General features: G+C 55.8%; 12 protein-coding genes and 1 rRNA gene. 5 read left to right on the top strand and 8 right to left on the bottom strand.

Features of this window, described 5'->3' with window-relative positions; all coding sequences use genetic code 11:
- Positions 1-46: 46 nt before the first annotated feature.
- The 5 genes from C7H08_RS12365 to C7H08_RS12345 all read right to left on the bottom strand — a co-directional run bounded on the left by C7H08_RS12365 (position 47) and on the right by C7H08_RS12345 (position 4,621).
- A 16S ribosomal RNA gene (locus C7H08_RS12365) occupies positions 47-1,587 on the bottom strand.
- Between the two features lie 497 nt (positions 1,588-2,084).
- The gene (gene purT, locus C7H08_RS12360; RefSeq protein ID WP_106672329.1) at positions 2,085-3,287 is read right to left on the bottom strand and encodes a formate-dependent phosphoribosylglycinamide formyltransferase; all 1,203 of its coding nucleotides are present in this window, start codon (positions 3,285-3,287) and stop codon (positions 2,085-2,087) included.
- Between the two features lie 22 nt (positions 3,288-3,309).
- The gene (locus tag C7H08_RS12355) at positions 3,310-3,492 is read right to left on the bottom strand and encodes a DUF1289 domain-containing protein (protein WP_106672325.1); all 183 of its coding nucleotides are present in this window, start codon (positions 3,490-3,492) and stop codon (positions 3,310-3,312) included.
- Between the two features lie 2 nt (positions 3,493-3,494).
- Positions 3,495-4,022, bottom strand: a complete 528-nt coding sequence (locus C7H08_RS12350) for a gamma carbonic anhydrase family protein (protein WP_106672323.1) — start codon at positions 4,020-4,022, stop codon at positions 3,495-3,497.
- Positions 4,023-4,039: 17 nt separating this feature from the next.
- Positions 4,040-4,621 (bottom strand): NUDIX hydrolase, encoded by a 582-nt coding sequence (locus C7H08_RS12345; RefSeq protein WP_106672321.1) that lies wholly within the window; start codon positions 4,619-4,621, stop codon positions 4,040-4,042.
- A 95-nt stretch (positions 4,622-4,716) separates the two neighbouring features.
- Here C7H08_RS12345 and C7H08_RS12340 point away from each other — a divergent pair, with 95 nt between their 5' ends.
- Positions 4,717-5,265: an NUDIX hydrolase gene (locus C7H08_RS12340; protein ID WP_106672319.1), complete on the top strand. Its 549-nt coding sequence runs from the start codon at positions 4,717-4,719 to the stop codon at positions 5,263-5,265.
- Here C7H08_RS12340 and C7H08_RS12335 read toward each other — a convergent pair whose 3' ends face one another.
- The gene (locus C7H08_RS12335) at positions 5,266-5,577 is read right to left on the bottom strand and encodes a YqfO family protein (protein WP_106672317.1); all 312 of its coding nucleotides are present in this window, start codon (positions 5,575-5,577) and stop codon (positions 5,266-5,268) included.
- Positions 5,578-6,015: 438 nt separating this feature from the next.
- Positions 6,016-9,921, bottom strand: a complete 3,906-nt coding sequence (gene purL, locus C7H08_RS12330) for a phosphoribosylformylglycinamidine synthase (RefSeq protein WP_106672315.1) — start codon at positions 9,919-9,921, stop codon at positions 6,016-6,018.
- A 270-nt stretch (positions 9,922-10,191) separates the two neighbouring features.
- Here purL and mltF point away from each other — a divergent pair, with 270 nt between their 5' ends.
- Complete coding sequence (mltF, locus tag C7H08_RS12325) at positions 10,192-11,706, top strand: membrane-bound lytic murein transglycosylase MltF (protein ID WP_227663085.1); 1,515 nt, start codon at positions 10,192-10,194, stop codon at positions 11,704-11,706.
- A 7-nt stretch (positions 11,707-11,713) separates the two neighbouring features.
- Here mltF and C7H08_RS12320 read toward each other — a convergent pair whose 3' ends face one another.
- A complete protein-coding gene (locus C7H08_RS12320; protein ID WP_106672309.1) occupies positions 11,714-12,217 on the bottom strand; it encodes a regulatory protein RecX in 504 nt (167 codons plus the stop codon).
- A 146-nt stretch (positions 12,218-12,363) separates the two neighbouring features.
- Here C7H08_RS12320 and C7H08_RS12315 point away from each other — a divergent pair, with 146 nt between their 5' ends.
- The 3 genes from C7H08_RS12315 (at position 12,364) to C7H08_RS12305 (ending at position 18,410) form a co-directional block, all read left to right on the top strand.
- Positions 12,364-14,829: a DUF349 domain-containing protein gene (locus C7H08_RS12315; protein ID WP_106672306.1), complete on the top strand. Its 2,466-nt coding sequence runs from the start codon at positions 12,364-12,366 to the stop codon at positions 14,827-14,829.
- A 192-nt stretch (positions 14,830-15,021) separates the two neighbouring features.
- Positions 15,022-16,230 (top strand): acetyl-CoA C-acetyltransferase, encoded by a 1,209-nt coding sequence (locus C7H08_RS12310; protein WP_106672303.1) that lies wholly within the window; start codon positions 15,022-15,024, stop codon positions 16,228-16,230.
- Positions 16,231-16,259: 29 nt separating this feature from the next.
- Positions 16,260-18,410, top strand: a complete 2,151-nt coding sequence (locus C7H08_RS12305) for a 3-hydroxyacyl-CoA dehydrogenase NAD-binding domain-containing protein (RefSeq protein WP_106672300.1) — start codon at positions 16,260-16,262, stop codon at positions 18,408-18,410.
- Positions 18,411-18,520: the final 110 nt, after the last annotated feature.

Here is an 18,520-nt window from a genome sequence, read left to right as displayed (position 1 = left end):
AACCAAGTAATTCGTGTGGACTCTGACCGAAGCATTCGGCTTCGTTTAAGGAGGTGATCCAGCCGCAGGTTCCCCTACGGCTACCTTGTTACGACTTCACCCCAGTCATGAACCACACCGTGGTAATCGTCCTCCCGAAGGTTAGACTAACTACTTCTGGTGCAATCCACTCCCATGGTGTGACGGGCGGTGTGTACAAGGCCCGGGAACGTATTCACCGCGACATTCTGATTCGCGATTACTAGCGATTCCGACTTCACGCAGTCGAGTTGCAGACTGCGATCCGGACTACGACGTGTTTTAAGGGATTGGCTCACTCTCGCGAGTTGGCAGCCCTCTGTACACGCCATTGTAGCACGTGTGTAGCCCTGGCCGTAAGGGCCATGATGACCTGACGTCATCCCCACCTTCCTCCGGTTTGTCACCGGCAGTCTCCCTGGAGTTCTCAGCATTACCTGTTAGCAACCAGGGATAGGGGTTGCGCTCGTTACGGGACTTAACCCAACATCTCACGACACGAGCTGACGACGGCCATGCAGCACCTGTCTCAGAGTTCCCGAAGGCACCAATCCATCTCTGGAAAGTTCTCTGGATGTCAAGGCCAGGTAAGGTTCTTCGCGTTGCGTCGAATTAAACCACATGCTCCACCGCTTGTGCGGGCCCCCGTCAATTCATTTGAGTTTTAACCTTGCGGCCGTACTCCCCAGGCGGTCAACTTAGTGCGTTAGCTGCGCCACTAAGACTTCAAGAGTCCCAACGGCTAGTTGACATCGTTTACGGCGTGGACTACCAGGGTATCTAATCCTGTTTGCTCCCCACGCTTTCGCACCTCAGTGTCAGTGTTGGTCCAGGTAGCCGCCTTCGCCACTGGTGTTCCTTCCTATATCTACGCATTTCACCGCTACACAGGAAATTCCACTACCCTCTACCACACTCTAGTCTGACAGTTCGAAATGCCGTTCCCAGGTTAAGCCCGGGGCTTTCACATCTCGCTTAGCAAACCACCTACGCGCGCTTTACGCCCAGTAATTCCGATTAACGCTTGCACCCTCCGTATTACCGCGGCTGCTGGCACGGAGTTAGCCGGTGCTTCTTCTGCGAGTAACGTCAATCCTCCAGAGTATTAGTCTGAAAGCCTTCCTCCTCGCTGAAAGTGCTTTACAACCCGAAAGCCTTCTTCACACACGCGGCATGGCTGGATCAGGGTTGCCCCCATTGTCCAATATTCCCCACTGCTGCCTCCCGTAGGAGTTCGGGCCGTGTCTCAGTCCCGATGTGGCTGATCATCCTCTCAGACCAGCTACGGATCGTTGCCTTGGTAGGCCTTTACCCTACCAACTAGCTAATCCGACTTAGGCTCATCCAATAGCGCAAGGTCCGAAGATCCCCTGCTTTCCCCCGTAGGGCGTATGCGGTATTAATCCGGGTTTCCCCGGGCTATCCCCCACTACTGGGCAGATTCCTAAGCATTACTCACCCGTCCGCCGCTCGACGCCTGGGAGCAAGCTCCCATCGTTTCCGCTCGACTTGCATGTGTTAAGCCTGCCGCCAGCGTTCAATCTGAGCCATGATCAAACTCTTCAGTTTAAATCATACAAGAATCCGAAGATCCTTTAATCTTGCTCAAGACAAAACTCAATGTTCGACGAGTCACTGTCCTGATATTTCATATCCGAAATACCTCGGCCAGCGCCCACACGAATTACTTGGTTAACTTGTTAAAGAGCGTTTGAGCCGTGGCTCAATCAAGGTGGCGTATTCTACATCGTTCCGCGACCTTGTCAACCGTTTATTTTTCGCTGCTTCCGACTCCGGAAACGGCCGAAAAACTCATCGGCGTACTGCTTAATCGAGGTGCGCATTCTACACTGAACCGCCACCTTGTCAACCGCTTTCTCGAAGAATTTTAAAACCGTTTTCTTCAAACCTTTCAAGCAGTTATCGCTTCAGTTCCGAGCCGTTTCAGCGGCCTGTCCCTCAAGCGAGATGCGCATTCTACAGACCTCAGCTTGGGTGTCAACGGTTCGGTTCAATTTTTTCTAAAAGCTGTCACCTTACCGCAATAATCATCTGGTAGATGCGCTTCAGTTTAGCTCTACCTTAACCAGCTTCGCCACCTTAATTGCGCGATTGAGCGCCTCTTCTATGTCACCGCCCTTTGCCAGTGCGACACCCATGCGTCGGCGCCCCTTCAGCTCGGGCTTACCAAACAGGCGAATCTGAGTGTCCGGCTCGGCCAGCGCCTGTTCAAGCCCGGTAAACACGACATTGCCAGAGTCTCCTTCCGGCAGAATAACCGCAGATGCCGTCGGGCCTTGCTGACGGATGGCAGGAATCGGTAATCCGAGGATTGCACGTGCATGCAGGGCAAACTCTGAAAGATCCTGAGACATCAGGGTAACCAGGCCGGTATCGTGAGGGCGGGGTGATACTTCGGAAAACCACACGTCATCCCCCTTTATAAAGAGTTCTACCCCATACAATCCATAACCACCGAGGTTCTCTACCACCGCTCGGGCAATCTCGGTCGAGCGGGCAAACGCTTTATCACTCATGGGGTGCGGCTGCCAGGATTCACGATAATCCCCGTCTTCCTGACGATGACCAATCGGGTCGCAAAAAGAAATGCCGTCCCGATGCCTTACCGTGAGCAAGGTAATCTCATAATCGAAGTCAACAAACCCTTCGACGATGACCCGACCTTTACCAGCACGGCCACCGGTCTGGGCATATTCCCAAGCCAATTCTACGTCAGCATCGGACTTTACAGTACTTTGCCCCTTACCGGATGAACTCATCACTGGCTTTACAACCAGTGGCAGGCCAACCTCTCTCACCGCTGCCAGATAGTCTGCGCGCGTACCTGCAAAGCGATAGGCCGATGTAGGCAGACCAAGCTCTTCAGCGGCCAGTCGGCGAATGCCCTCACGGTTCATGGTCAGATTGACCGCTCGCGCCGTTGGCACCACGTTATACCCCTGCTCTTCCAGCCTCACCAGTTCACCGGTGGCGATCGCTTCAATCTCCGGGACGATCAGGTCAGGCTTTTCACTTTCTATGATCTTTCTCAGTGCTTCGCCATCCAGCATATCGACCACATAGCTTCTGTGCGCTACCTGCATGGCCGGTGCATTTTCGTAACGATCAAGGGCGATCACCTCAACCCCATATCGCTGCAATTCGATAACGACTTCCTTGCCCAGCTCTCCGGATCCACAGAAAAGCACGCGGGTAGCACTCGTTTTGAGAGGGGTGCCGATGCGCACCGCGTTTTCGGAGTCAGTCATTCGATTTAATATCCTGTGTCGGTTAAATTGCGACCTTCTTTTCCCGCTCAGCTACTTTGACCAAAACGTCCCGGCGCTCCTCATTGGTCATGGTGGTCCAGCGGAAAATTTCATCACCCGTGCGCTGACAGCCTACACAGATGTCATTTTCATCCAACGCGCATACGCTAACGCATGGAGAACGCACTTTATCGGCAACCTTCATGGTTAAAGCTCGACTTGCTTCAGGGTGGCCTTATACCGCTCGGCATTTTTAACATAGTGCATGGCACTAAATTCGAGCATCTTCTTCTGGCTTTCATTCAGCTCTCGCCTGATTTTACCGGGAGAACCAATCACCATAGAGCCGTCGGGGACCTCCATACCTTCCGGTATCAGGGTGTTTGCCCCAATCAGGCAATGCTTGCCAATTTTGGCCCCATTGAGCACAACCGCATTAATACCAATCAGCGAGTAATCCCCAATCTGACAACCGTGCAGCATGGCTTTATGGCCAACGGTTACCCCACGACCAAGTGTCAGGGGAATTCCCGGGTCGGTGTGCAGCACGGAGCCATCCTGAACATTCGATTCAGGACCGATGGTGATCAATTCGTTGTCACCTCGAATCACCACATTGAACCAGACACTGGACTTTTCCATCAGCTTAACGTTGCCGATGACAGTGGCGTTGTGAGCAACAAACTGACCATTGCCGTCTTTTTCCGGCACGCATTGATCAAGGCTGTAGAACATGGACTCCTCCGGATGGCTTAGCGGGGCGGTTCAAGAATATCAATTTCGGCATCGTACACAGCATTGAGAAAATCGACCAGCACCACCGCCGACAGACCCCAGATTTGATATCGATCCCACCGGTAGCAGGGAACATACAACGTGCTATCAAGAAAGCTGAGGATATCGGTGCGTTCGCGCCTGTCTTCCAGGAAAAACGAAATAGGGACACGAAACACGCTTTCGATTTCAGCCGGGTTCAGCTGCAGAGGATGATCGCCCGGCACGACTCCCACGTAAGGTGTAACAAGAATCCTGTGTAGCGACATGACCTGGCTCAAGGGCGCAATTATCTTGACCTGATCAGGGGGAATACCAATTTCCTCATGGGTTTCCCGTAGCGCGGTAGCCGCTAGTGAAGTATCTGTCGGGTCACGCTTGCCACCCGGGTACGCAACCTGGCCCCGATGCGTTTTCATATTGGCCGACCGGAGCGTAAAGATCATCTCCGGATCACGCTGGTTGTCCGTAACAGGAACCAGAATACCGGCCTCAGGGTAATCCAGTGCCAGCTGCCTTGGTGCATAGTTCGACAACCGTTTGGTTAACAGTTCTTGCAAAGTTTACTCCGCCGCCTTCCTGATATTGAGTGAGACACGAGCAGCCCGGATCGTTAAACTGACTACCAACGGACATTCAGTATACGGGGAAAATGATGAAGTATTGCAGCACTTGCGGCGAATTGGTTGAGCAACGCATTCCTGAAGGCGACAACCGGCACCGTTATGTATGCGTCAGCTGCGCCACCATACATTACCAAAATCCGCGAATTGTTGCCGGCACCGTTCCGGTCTGGGAAGGCAAGATCCTACTGTGCCGTAGAGCCATAGAGCCTCGCTACGGATACTGGACGTTACCGGCAGGATTCATGGAAAACGCCGAAACCACCATAGAGGCGGCCGCCAGGGAAACCCTGGAAGAAGCGCTGGCTGAGATTAACATTGAAGGCCTGTATTCGGTGATTGATGTGCCCCACATCAATCAGGTGCACATGTTCTATCGGGCCACACTGAAAGACGGTCAGTTTGGTGCCGGCGAGGAATCTCTGGAGTCAAAACTGTTTGCCCCCGAGGAGATTCCCTGGGATGAAATTTCGTTCCCGACGGTGCGCAAAACGCTTGAGCTCTTTCTTGGAGAGATGGACTCCGGCAGCTATGGCGTACACGTGAGCGATATTCGCCACCCTCTGACAAAAAAAGCCTGATCAAAGTGTTTCCAGACGGTAGACTTCATAAGCTGGCTCCTCATAAGGATGGGCCTGCTTTAAGGCCCTCACGGCAGACTCAACCACGTCATCATCGCAAACCAGCTCAACCTTGAACTCGCGAACCGTTTCCAGCTCACCCAGTGCGCCCAGATAAGGATCGCTGCCCGCTAACGGCCGGAACTGCCCCCGGCCTTCAACTTGCCAGGCACATTGATCGTAATCCCCGATTTTCCCAGCCCCCACGCCAAACAATGCGAGCTTTGTTTGCTCCAGGTGACTTTCCGGTACGAAGTAGCAAAATTTATACATCAAAACACCTCAGATCGATCAAGTTTCATACACAACAAGGGTTTCTGAACTTACCCACAGAATCTGTGGATAACTCTGGGGAAAGATTTTGGGAACACGCCGCCAAGCCCCACAGTTACTGGCCTTCCCTTAAATTGGCGACAAAATCACCCGTTTGTTTTTATTCATTAAAATCAGCATGTTATGTTATCCGCACAAAAAGTGAACGCAATTCACGGACTTTGTTCACAGTTCAACCAACGAAGCACCAGGAATGTGCATAAAGTTATCGAGTCAAGCCCTTGACTGGTAAGTTTCACGCATATTTTCAAGTTTTTCTGACCACTTTTTAACCATGCTTCGATTTACTCTACAACAAAAAAAACCGGCCTGAAGATGGCCCTGTTCAGGAGCATCTTGCAGGCCGGCTATGATGACACCGGAGCTTCCGCTAGTTAATCAGCCAAGCCAACGCCTGGCGTTTCTGAACATGCGGATCCAGGGGCCATCTTCCTGCCAGTCATCCGGCCGCCAGGAATGCTGAGCCGCGCGGAATACCCGTTCCGGGTGCGGCATCATGATGGTTACACGGCCATCACGGCTGGTTACGCCGGTAATACCAGATTCCGAACCGTTCGGGTTGTAGGGATAGCGGCCAGTTACCTGCCCCCGGTTATCCACGTAACGCATCGTGACCAATTCGCTATCGATCAGGGATTGCGCCGAATTACCGGATGCAAGCTCGATCCGACCCTCACCATGGGCAACCGCGATCGGCATACAGGAACCCGCCATACCGTCCAGGAACGCTGACGGAGACGGCGCCACCTCGACCATCACCAGACGAGCCTCAAACTGTTCTGACTGATTACGGACAAAGCGTGGCCAGCCTTCACTGCCCGGAATCAGTTCATGCAGATTGGACAGCATCTGGCAGCCGTTACAAACGCCCAGGGCCAGGGTGTCCTGACGGTTGAAAAAAGCGGCAAACTGATCGCGAACCCGATCGTTAAACAGGATCGACTTGGCCCAACCCTCACCAGCACCCAGCACATCCCCGTAGGAAAAACCGCCACAGGCCACCAGGCTCTGAAATTTCTCGAGCGTGATGCGGCCCGACAGCAAATCGCTCATGTGGACATCAACTGCTTCAAAGCCGGCCCTGTCGAAAGCCGCAGCCATTTCAATCTGACCATTAACACCCTGTTCACGAAGCACTGCCACCTTCGGTTTAGCACCCATGTTGAGGAACGGCGCCGCGACGTCTTCATTAATGTCAAAACTGAGGTCAACACTCAGGCCGGGATCTTCTGCGTCCAGCAGGTTATCAAACTCTTCCTGCGCACAGTCAGCGTTATCACGAAGCGACTGGATGCGATAGCTGGTTTCTGCCCACAACCGTTGCAGATCGGCACGGGGTTCATCGATCACCGCGTCACCTGCAAACGTCAGGTGCATGCGATCTTTGTCATTCAGCGTGCCAATCACACTGGTGTGATCACCGAGCCCGGCAGCAGAAAATTGCTGCAACACAAAGCCCGTGTCATCACGACGCACCTGAATGACCGCGCCCAGCTCTTCATTGAACAGCTCCCGGGCAAACTGAGACTTATCCTCAGCCAGGCCATCCAGCCGGATATCAACACCGGTGCGGCCGGCAAAACACATTTCTGCGAGTGTTACGAACAAACCACCGTCGGAGCGATCGTGATAAGCCAGCAGCTTATTGTCCGCATTCAGCCCCTGGACAACAGCGAAAAACGCTTTGATATCTTCCGGGTCGTCCAGGTCCGGTGCCACAGCACCGACCTGACGATAGACCTGCGCCAGTGCCGAGCCGCCCAGACGGTTCTGCCCTGCGGCAAGGTCGATCAGAATCAGGTCGGTTTCTCCGGCGTCTGAGCGCAATTGCGGCGTCAGCGTGCGCGTGACATCGGTCACCGGCGCAAAGCCACTGACCACCAGCGACAGCGGTGCCGTGACACTCTTCTGCTCGCCGTTATCTTCTTCCCAGGTGGTCTTCATGGACATGGAGTCCTTGCCCACCGGGATGGTGATACCGAGCGCCGGGCACAATTCCATACCAACCGCCTTGACGGTTTCATACAGATTTTCGTCCTCGCCTGGATGGCCGGCGGCGGCCATCCAATTTGCCGACAAACGAATATCGGACAACTTGCCGATGGCTGCAGCGGCCAGATTGGTAATCGCTTCACCCACCGCCATGCGACCGGATGCCGGCGCGTCGATGATCGCAAGCGGTGTGCGTTCGCCCATCGCCATCGCCTCACCGGAAACCACGTCAAATGAGGCTGCTGTAACGGCCACGTCGCTGACTGGCACCTGCCATGGTCCCACCATCTGATCCCGGGCGACCAGCCCGGTGATGGTGCGATCGCCAATGGTGATCAGGAAACTCTTGGAACCCACCGACGGCAATCGCAGAACCCGACGCACGGCGTCGTGAAGGTCAATTTTGGTGGAATCGAAAATCGGCTTGGTGAAAGATGACCGGCTGACACTGCGGTGCATTCGTGGCGGCTTGCCGAACAGAACTTCCATCGGCAGATCAACAGGTTTGTCGTTGAAGTAGGAATCGCCCAGTGCCAGATGATGCTCTTCCGTGGCCTCGCCAACCACCGCATAAGGGCATCGCTCACGCCGGCAAAGAGCATCAAACAGGTCCAGATTTTCCGGTGCTACCGCCATAACGTAGCGTTCCTGGGATTCGTTACACCAGATTTCCAGGGGCGACATGCCGGGCTCATCACTCGGGATATCCCGCAACTCAAATTTGCCGCCACGGCCGCCGTCCTTGACCAACTCAGGCATGGCGTTAGACAAGCCACCGGCACCGACGTCGTGAATAAAGCAGATCGGGTTGTCGTCACCCATCTGCCAGCACCGGTCGATGACTTCCTGACAGCGGCGTTCCATTTCCGGGTTGTCCCGCTGTACCGATGCGAAATCCAGGTTTTCATTGCTGGCGCCAGAGTCCATGGACGAAGCAGCACTACCACCAAGGCCGATCAGCATGGATGGCCCCCCCAGTACGATCAGCTTGGCGCCCACCGGGATAATGCCTTTCTCGACGTGCTGCTCACGAATGTTACCCAAGCCACCCGCAATCATGATCGGCTTGTGATAACCGCGCACTTCTTCTCCGGCGGCACCGGGCACTTTTTCTTCAAAGGTCCGGAAGTAACCGGTCAGATTGGGACGACCAAATTCATTATTGAACGCAGCACCACCAATCGGCCCTTCGATCATGATTTCCAGGGCGGAGGCAATGCGGTCTGGTTTGCCATAACCGATTTCCCAGGGCTGCTGATCGCCGGGCAGATTCAGGTTGGAAACCGTGAACCCGGAAAGACCTGCCTTGGGCTTGGAGCCACGGCCGGTAGCCCCTTCATCCCGGATTTCACCGCCGGAACCGGTCGCGGCACCGGCAAACGGTGAAATCGCCGTCGGGTGATTGTGGGTTTCGACCTTCATCAGGATATGTACCGGCTCACGGTGATAGCCGTAAACACCGGAATTCGCGGCCGGGAAGAAGCGACCAGCCTCGCTGCCCACAATCACCGAAGCGTTGTCTTTATACGCTGAGAGCACGCCTTCGCTGTTCATCTCATAGGTGTTGCGAATCATCGCGAACAGGGATTTATCCTGACCCTCGCCATCAATGTCCCAGGAGGCATTGAAAATCTTATGCCGGCAGTGCTCCGAGTTTGCCTGAGCAAACATCATCAATTCGACGTCGGTGGGGTCGCGCTCAAGATCGGTAAACGAGGTCACCAGATACTCAATTTCGTCGTCCGCCAGCGCAAGCCCCAGGCGTTCGTTCGCTTCAACCAGCGCATTCCGACCACCGGCCAGCACCGGAACCCGGCCAAGCAGCCTCGGCTCTTCATGACTGAACAGCAGTTCTGCCCCACCCATTTCGTGAAACACTTTCTGGGTCATGCGGTCGTGTAACAGCGCCGCTATTCTTTCACGCTGCTCGAGACCGAGCTTACGGTCGGACTGCACATAAAAGGCAGTGCCACGCTCGATTCTGCGAATCTGGCGCAACCCGCAGTTGCGAGCAATGTCAGTAGCCTTGCTCGACCAGGGCGAAAGAGTGCCGGGACGCGGAACGACCAGAAACAGCACGCCGCACGGGTCTTCCACGTCAACGGTTGGTCCGTAGGTAAGCAGTCGGTCAAGAATCGCCTGTTCCGCATCGGAAAGGTCGTCATCAAGATCCACGAAGTGCATAAATTCTGCATACACATGCCCCACATCAGGAACAAGTTGCTGAATCCGGGACTGCAGCTTCAGGGAACGGAAAGGCGAGAGCGCGGGGGCGCCGCGAAGTTCAAGCATGATATCAACCTGTATCGCGCGAATCGGGGGACGTCTGAAAGGCCGCCATGATACTTGAAACCGGACTCAGGATACAGTGTAAGAAATGCTCTTTGCCTGCGGTACAATTGACACTGTTTTGCACGTTAATTAATCAGCTTAATTGACCCGGACTGGCGCAAAGGGGATCATTAAGTTTGGGCAAGGATAGCCTCAGGCATCATAAAACAGGACATATAGTGACACCGTCACCGCATCCTGAGCGTTGAGCTTTATATGGAGATCAGGGATTTGGCGCGTTTTTTCAGTAATGCCAGCAGTACCTGCCTGCTACGGGTTTTGGCACTGACTGCAGCACTCGCAGCCACTGGCTGCTCACAACCCACCACACTTCAGTCAGTTAAAGATGAAGGCGTGTTGCACGTGATCACTCGCGTGGCGCCCTCTATTTATTACGAAGGTCGTGACGCGGCAACGGGATACGACTACGAGCTTGCACGCCGCTTTGCTGACGAATTGGGCGTGGAACTGAGAGTTCGTGTGGCCGAAGATAACTCCGAAGTTCTCTCTGTTCTTGCCAAAGATTACGCTCATATTGGCCTGGCAGGGCTTACCCAGCGTCCGGATTTTGAAGGCAAGTTCCGAGTCGTTCCTATTGGTGTCCAGGCTCAGTCGGTGGTGGTCTATCATCGGGACTACCCGAGCCCATCATCGCTGTCGGATCTCAACGGGGAAACATTGCACCTGCTCGCCGACAGCAATCATGAGCACGTGATTGCCAGCCGCCCTGAGGGCGCCGCCATCAAACGACAGGTTCACTCCGGGCTGGATGCGGCCGGTTTGCTGGCTCGGGTAGAAACGGGCGAAATTGCGTACGCCGCAGTTTCATCCAACGAGCTTGATCTGAACCACGTCTATTTCCCCATGGTCAAAGAAGGCTTTGCGCTGGATGAACCCAGAGAACTGATCTGGCTGTTTCCTGCCGCGCAGGATGACAGCCTGGCTAACGCCGCGGCAGAATTCCTGTCACAAGCCCGCGATAACGGCTCCATGGCCCAGCTTGCGGAACGCTTTTATGGGCATCTTGATCGTCTGAACTATGTCGGTGCCAGGACATTCATGCATCACGTTGAAAATCGTCTGCCCAAATACAAGTCCCTGTTTAAAGGGTATGCCAGCGAAGTAGAGCTGGATTGGCGATTGCTCGCCGCCATCGGCTATCAGGAGTCGCACTGGCGCCCGAATGCAGTATCCCCCACGGGAGTTCGCGGGCTGATGATGCTTACCCGGAACACCGCCAGCTATATCGGAATCAATAACCGCTTGGACCCCGAGGAAAGCATTGAAGGTGGCGCCCGTTACTTCCGTATGGTCCACGCAAAAATCCCGGAGCGCATTCCGGAGCCAGACCGGACATGGTTTGCCCTGGCCTCCTACAACGTCGGCTTTGGCCACCTGGAAGATGCTCGCAGGCTGACCCAGTCCGGTGGCAAAGACCCGGACCGCTGGATGGACGTCAAAGAATTCTTGCCGTTATTGGCACAGAAAGAATGGTACACAAAAACCCGGTTCGGCTACGCACGCGGTCATGAACCCGTGGTCTACGTGCAGAACATCCGCCGTTATTACGATGTGCTCACACGAATCACCGAACCAGATCAGCCAGCGACCGCTCCGAATCCTGAACTGGTATCGTTGCATAAAGGCGCTGAACCAGCCGCAGACAACGATCCGGCGAATGACCTGGGCCAGGATCTAAGGGCAGCCCTGCCATCCGAACTGCACCTGATACCACCAACGCTCTGACCCTCGTTCAGCCCGGCCCAGACACTTCATCGGAATCGTCAGGCACCCTTGCCTCCAGCGCCCGCTCCACGTGCACAGCGGTGAATCCGCGACGATTGAGAAATCTCGCTTGTCGGAGTTTTTCCGCCAGGTCATTTTCCACACACCCTAAACCGAACCGCTTCTCACGCAACCCGATAGCACGCCGAGCCCACTCCTCGTCAGAGGCCTCAGTCAGGCAATCCGGGCTATGATGTTTTATGCCCCTCTGCTGCAGCTCTGCCTGGATTTTCAATGGTCCATACCCTGCATCCATGCGCTGGCGTGCGTAGACATCAGCAAAACGTTGATCGTCAAGCCAGCCCTCGTGTTCATACTCATCGAGTACCGTGTCAATAATGGCTGCCTCGATCTGGCGCTGTCGCAGCTTCAGAGATAATTCGTAGCGGCTGTGTTCACGCCTTGCCAGCAATCGTAATGCCGCAGAACGGGCTTTATAGTCCTGGCCCTGATCTTTTTCATCTTTTGCCATAAAGCCCCTTCCCGCAAATGCACCCAAAACGCTAGACTAGCGACCGATCAACCCAACTCCCCGGCACACGCCTGTGCGCCGATGAACGGTAGTGGCCCACTTTGCCGCTGCCGCAGACTGGTTTCAATCCCGAAGGATACCTGTATATGGCTGCATTCATTCAGAAACTGTTCAAATCCCGCAAGGCTACACCCGTCACCAGCCCCAGGGCCCCGACAAAATCTGAACCCGCACAGCCAAAAGAACAGGACACCCGACAGCAACTTAAAGAGCAGCAGGAACAGCAACTTAGGAGCAACCCCGACCAACCGCAACTGGCGACGCTTGCCCTTGAGGGGGTAACGGCCGCCCTGCGACTGGACGCCGCCAACAGAATTCACGATGAAGCCCAGCTGCAGCAGGTGCAGAAACAGGCAAAAGGTCGGGACAAGAGCGTCTACCAAACCGTAAAACAGGCACTGCAAAGCCTCAAAGAACGACAGGCGGCTGAAGCAAGCACGCGTGAAAAAGTCAAAGGCCTGATCCGACAGGTCCAGGACCAGTCCGTCAGCGAAGACACCAAGCTCTATCAGGCGCGCCTGGACGCGCTTCAGGAAAGCTGGCGGATTGTCGAAAGTCAGGCCAATCCGGAGCAGGCACAACAATTTCTGGAAGCCGTGCACCAATGTCGTGATCGACTGAATAAAATGGAGCAGGCCCGGCACGAAGAAGCACGTCATCAGGAACAGACACGCCAGCGCTCAGAGACTCTGGCCCTGCTGCGCGAAACGTTAACGGATCTGAAATCCCAGGACGCAGCAGAGCTGCCGTCCGTGTCCGCACTGGATGCGTTCCAGAAAACCCAGGAGAACCGCTGGCTCGAAGCGACACGGGAGACTCAGGTCGGCAAGCAGGAACAGAAAGACTACGAACAGCACATGTTGTCGTTCCGCAACTATCTGAATGCCGTAAACAGGCTCAGCCAGGCCAAAGAAGCCATCAATGAGTTGGCCGAAGCAGCCGATACGGAACAGGCCACCGACGCCCACCGTGACGCCGCCACAGCCCTGCTGAAACAAATCGACTGGCCAACAGATTTCCCACAACCCGTGAGCCTGAGCCCGGTTCGCAAACTGGCGGGCAAGCCCAAAGCCCCGAAACCGGCAGACGCCAATCAGGAAAAGCAGAAAGCATTAGCCGAGGCTCTGCAAACGTCGCTTCCGGAGCTCGAAGCTGCCTTGGAAGCCAGGCTGTTCAAAGAATCCAGGCAGCTGATCAAGCTTGCACAAAATCAGTTCCAACAGCTGGACCAGCGCCATCGCAAACCGCTACAGGCCAGGATGCAGTTGCTGAACGGACAATTCCGGGAACTGAGCGATTGGCAGGGCTTTGCTACAGAACCCAAGCAGATTGCTCTTTGTGAACAGATGGAATACCTGGCCGATCAGCCAATGGAGCCGGAAGCAAAAGCGGAACGCATTAAAGATCTGCAAAACGAATGGCGCGATCTGGGCGGCTCATCTGACCGGGCCCTGTGGAGCCGTTTCAAAGCTGCTTCTGATGCGGCCTATGAGCCTTGCAAGGTCTACTTTGAAGCCAAGTCCGGCCTCAAACAGGCGAACCTGGACAAACGCAACGCCATTTGCGATCAGCTGGACACCTTTTTGGCGAACGCCGACTGGACCGTGATTGACTGGAAAGCCGCAGAGCGTATTCACCAGACCGCGCGCGAGGAATGGAAAGGGGCATGGCCGGTGGATTTCAGAGACAACCGTCCGGTGCAGAAACGCTTTGATGAACTGCTCAAAAAGCTGGAACGCCCGCTGGACCAGGAGCGCCAGAACAACGAAGCCTTGAAGCAGACTGTAGTTGAAAAGGCGCAGGCGCTGATCAATCATGAACCTCTGCAAGAGGCGATGGAGCAAGCCAAAGCTTTGCAGAATGACTGGAAGGCCGTCGGCATCACCCGGCACCGCGAAGACCGTAAACTGTGGCAGGCGTTCCGCAAAGCCTGCGACCAGATTTTCGCCCGCCGTGATGCAGAGCGTTCCGCTCAGCAGGAGGCCACGCAGCATGCCGATCAAGCCGCCCGGGAAACACTGACCAAATTCCTGACCGTGACGGTTGATTCTGGCGAGCCCCTGCTTGATGAAGCGCGGGCAGCGGTTGCTCAGCTTTCCGGAGAAACGCTCTCGCCCGGCCTGCGCGATCAGCTGCAGCAGCTCCGCCAGCGCCTGAACAGCATCGCTCAGGAAAAAGCACTGCAAAAAAGAATTACAACCTGGCAAACCCTGGTTACTGGCCGGGGCCGGGCACAACTGTCATCGGAGGCGGTTCCGGAAAAGTGGATCAGCCTGTATGGCGATCTGGATGGCCAGAACGGGCGGGATCTTGCGATCCGCGCAGAAATTCTGGCCGGCGCATCGTCGCCAGAACAGGACCAGACCCGAAGAATGGAAATTCAGGTCCAACGCCTGACCGACGGCATGGGCAATGGCGTCGCCGAAACGCCCATCAAGGAACTGGAAAAACTGGTAGCGCTCTGGTGCCTTCAGCCTGACAACGAGGACATAACGCCTGAAAATGGTGAGCGCCTGAATCAGGCGCTGGCCACCTTACTGCAGGCCGACTGATTTCAGTCGCGTTGATGCTCATGCACAAATCCCTGGCCTGCTTTATCGCGGCCAGGGATTTTTTCTTTATTGTCCCTGAACAATTTTGCCAATCGGATTGGCAGCGCCTGTCATTACACCCTGAGGCAGGTAACGGCTATGGTTACGGCTTTGAACAATCGTGCCCGGAAAACAATTACCAGAGGAACTACCATGACAACCGAGGCGTATATCTTTGATGCGGTCCGCACTCCCCGCGGTCGCGGCAAGAAAGACGGTTCACTGCACAGTGTAAAACCCATCAGTCTGCTGACCACCGTACTGGATGCCCTGCGTGACCGAAACCAGCTGGACACCGCTCAAGTCGACGACATCGTGATGGGCTGTGTTACGGCGGTCGGCGACCAGGGCGCAGACATCGCCAAAACCGCAGCATTGGCGGCGGGCTGGGACGAAAAAGTCGCTGGTGTGACCCTCAACCGGTTTTGCGCCTCGGGTCTTGAAGCCGTCAACCTGGCCGCCATGAAAGTGCGTTCGGGCTGGGAAGACATGGTGGTGGCCGGCGGCGTTGAAGCCATGTCCCGCATCCCCATGGGTTCTGACGGCGGCGCCTGGGCGACCGACCCGGCCACCAACCTGCAAACCGGCTTCATGCCACAGGGCATCGGCGCCGACCTGATCGCCACACTTGACGGCTTTAGCCGGGAGGATGTCGACAGCTTTGCCGTTCGGTCTCAGCAAAAAGCCGCCAAAGCCTGGGAAAACGGTCATTTCGTCAAATCCATCGTGCCGGTGACCGATCAGAATGGCGTGGTGATTCTGGCCCAAGACGAACATGTGCGCGGTAACACCACCGTAGAATCTCTGTCTGGCCTGAAACCGTCTTTCCAGATGATGGGCGAAATGGGTTTTGATGGTGTGGCCCGCGAGAAATATCACTACGTCGAGAAAATCAATCACGTGCATCACGCCGGCAACTCGTCCGGCATTGTCGACGGTGCGACCGCCATGCTGATCGGCAGTGAAGCCAAAGGTAAAGAACTGGGCCTGAAGCCCCGCGCCCGCATCGTCGCCACCGCCGTCACCAGCACCGATCCCACCATCATGCTCACCGGCCCTGCCCCTGCCGCTCGTAAGGCGCTGGAAAAGGCCGGTATGACCGCAGACCAGATCGACCTGTTTGAGGTGAACGAAGCCTTCGCCTCGGTGGTGATGCGCTTCCAGAAAGAATTGTCCGTTCCGGACGAGAAAGTGAACGTCAACGGCGGCGCCATCGCCATGGGCCACCCCCTCGGCGCCACCGGCGCCATGATTCTGGGCACCCTGCTGGATGAGCTGGAGCGCCGCGAATTGCGCTATGGCCTCGCCACCCTTTGCGTGGGCGGCGGCATGGGCATTGCCACCATCATCGAGCGCGTCTGAATCCCACTTTCTAGAATAAGGAACCGACCATGAGTGCCATTCAATACGACCTGGGTTCAGACCAGATTCTGACCCTCACCATCGACATGCCGGGCCAGTCCGCCAACACCATGAACAGCGAATTCCGTGCTGCTCTGACCGAGACCGTCAACAAGGTCAAAGGCGACCTGGACAACATCAAGGGCATCATCGTTGCCTCCGCCAAGAAAACCTTCTTTGCCGGCGGCGACCTGAAAGAGCTGCACAAGGTCACCCGCGAGCAGGCCAAAGACTTTGAAGACATGGTCAATGGCCTGAAAGCCGACATGCGTTTTCTGGAAACCAGCGGCAAACCGGTTGTCGCAGCGATTAACGGTACCGCCTTGGGCGGTGGCCTGGAAATCGCCCTGGCTTGTCATCACCGCGTCGTCCTGGATGACGACAGCACTCAGCTGGGCCTGCCAGAAGTTACCCTGGGCCTGCTGCCCGGTGGTGGTGGCACCCAGCGCTTGCCCCGGATGATTGGTCTGGAAGCCGCCTTTCCATTCCTTATGGAAGGCAAAAAGGTCAACCCGAAAGCCGCCCTGAAGGCAGGCCTCGTCGATCAACTGGCTGGCTCACCAGAAGAGATGATCAGCAAGGCCAGAGCCTTTATCGACGCCAACCCCAAGTGCCTCCAACCCTGGGACCAGAAAGGTTTCAAATTACCAGGCGGTGCACCGCATCATCCGGCAATGGCCCAGAAACTGGCCATTGCCCCAGCCATGCTGAAACAGAAAACCAAAGGCTGTTACCCGGCGCCAGAGCGCATTCTTTCTGCGGCGGTGGAAGGCGCGCAGGTGGACTTTGACAACGGCAGCCTGATCGAAACCCGTTACTTTGCCGAGCTCGTCACCGGCCAGGTCGCCAAGAACATGACCGGCACCTTCTGGTTCCAGCTCAACGCCATCAAGGCCGGCGGCAGTCGCCCGAACGACGTGGACAAGGCGAGCTTTAAAAAGGTAGGGGTACTGGGTGCCGGCATGATGGGCGCAGGCATTGCCTATTCCACGGCCACACGCGGCATTGATGTGGTCCTGAAAGATGTTTCTGTGGAAAATGCAGAAAAAGGTAAAAGCTATTCCGAAAACCTGCTGGCCAAAAAAGTCAGCCGGGGTCGCATGACGGAAGCTCAGAAAAACGACGTGCTGGCCCGCATCAAGGCCTCTGCCTCTGTTGACGACCTGGACGGCTGCGACCTGATTATCGAAGCGGTGTTCGAAGACAGTGACCTGAAAGCCAGAGTCACCCAGGAATCCGAGCCGAGAATGGCGGCCAACGGCATTTTTGCCTCCAACACCTCCACCATCCCCATCACTCAACTGGCTCAGGCGTCGGCCAAGCCCGACAACTTCATCGGCCTGCACTTCTTCTCCCCGGTCGACAAGATGCAACTTGTGGAAATCATCGTGGGTGAGAAAACCTCTGATGAGACCCTGGCCCGGGCGTTTGACTACGTGCAGCAGATCGGCAAGATTCCCATTGTGGTGAACGACAGCCGCGGTTTCTTCACCTCTCGCGTGTTCGGTACCTTTGTGAACGAAGGCATCAGCATGCTGGCTGAGGGCATTCACCCCGCCAGCATTGAAAATGCCGGGGTGCTGGCTGGCATGCCAGTGGGTCCGCTGGCCATTTCTGACGAAGTCAGCCTGACGCTGATGCAGCACATCCGCGCCCAGAGCAAGAAAGACACCGAAGCCGCTGGTGGCAGCTGGCAGCCTCACCCGGCGGAAGCCGTTATCGACGCCATGGTAGACACCCATAGTCGCAAGGGTAAAGCCGCGGGCGCCGGTTTCTACGACTATCCAGATAAAGCCAAGAAAACCCTGTGGCCGGAGCTCGAGAACCTGTTTGTCGACCAGGGTAAGGCTCGAAGCGTGAAACTGCAGGATCTGAAAGACCGGATTCTGTTCATGCAGGCCATCGAAACGATTCGCTGCCTGGAGGAAGGCGTACTGAGAACCGTGGAAGACGCCAACATCGGCAGCATCTTCGGCATCGGCTACGCGCCCTGGACCGGAGGAGCCATTCAGTTCGTCAATCAATACGGTGTGCGAGCCTTTGCCGAGCGTGCAAAGCAGCTGGCTGACCAGTACGGCGAACGGTTTACGCCACCGGCACTGCTCCTGCAAAAAGCTGAAAATAACGAAACCTTTGCCTGACCAACCCGGCCGGAGGGGCAAACCCTCCGGCCGCACCATTTTGCCCACCTGGCCTTTACTTCCCGTTACTCACCCCAATCTATATGGACGTATTGTCACGAAGCGACACC

It is taken from the genome of Marinobacter halophilus, from assembly GCF_003007685.1.
Classification (GTDB): Bacteria; Pseudomonadota; Gammaproteobacteria; order Pseudomonadales; family Oleiphilaceae; genus Marinobacter; species Marinobacter halophilus.
Note: the sequence above shows the minus strand (reverse complement) of the source record. Positions and strands in the feature narration are given on the sequence as shown.

What these genes read in the sequence shown, in the direction of transcription:
- purT (WP_106672329.1), bottom strand. Translation starts at nt 3,287, where the DNA reads ATGACTGACTCCGAAAACGCGGTGCGCATCGGCACCCCTCTCAAAACG.
- C7H08_RS12355 (WP_106672325.1), bottom strand. Translation starts at nt 3,492, where the DNA reads ATGAAGGTTGCCGATAAAGTGCGTTCTCCATGCGTTAGCGTATGCGCG.
- C7H08_RS12350 (WP_106672323.1), bottom strand. Translation starts at nt 4,022, where the DNA reads ATGTTCTACAGCCTTGATCAATGCGTGCCGGAAAAAGACGGCAATGGT.
- C7H08_RS12340 (WP_106672319.1), top strand. Translation starts at nt 4,717, where the DNA reads ATGAAGTATTGCAGCACTTGCGGCGAATTGGTTGAGCAACGCATTCCT.
- C7H08_RS12335 (WP_106672317.1), bottom strand. Translation starts at nt 5,577, where the DNA reads ATGTATAAATTTTGCTACTTCGTACCGGAAAGTCACCTGGAGCAAACA.
- purL (WP_106672315.1), bottom strand. Translation starts at nt 9,921, where the DNA reads ATGCTTGAACTTCGCGGCGCCCCCGCGCTCTCGCCTTTCCGTTCCCTG.
- C7H08_RS12320 (WP_106672309.1), bottom strand. Translation starts at nt 12,217, where the DNA reads ATGGCAAAAGATGAAAAAGATCAGGGCCAGGACTATAAAGCCCGTTCT.
- C7H08_RS12315 (WP_106672306.1), top strand. Translation starts at nt 12,364, where the DNA reads ATGGCTGCATTCATTCAGAAACTGTTCAAATCCCGCAAGGCTACACCC.
- C7H08_RS12310 (WP_106672303.1), top strand. Translation starts at nt 15,022, where the DNA reads ATGACAACCGAGGCGTATATCTTTGATGCGGTCCGCACTCCCCGCGGT.
- C7H08_RS12305 (WP_106672300.1), top strand. Translation starts at nt 16,260, where the DNA reads ATGAGTGCCATTCAATACGACCTGGGTTCAGACCAGATTCTGACCCTC.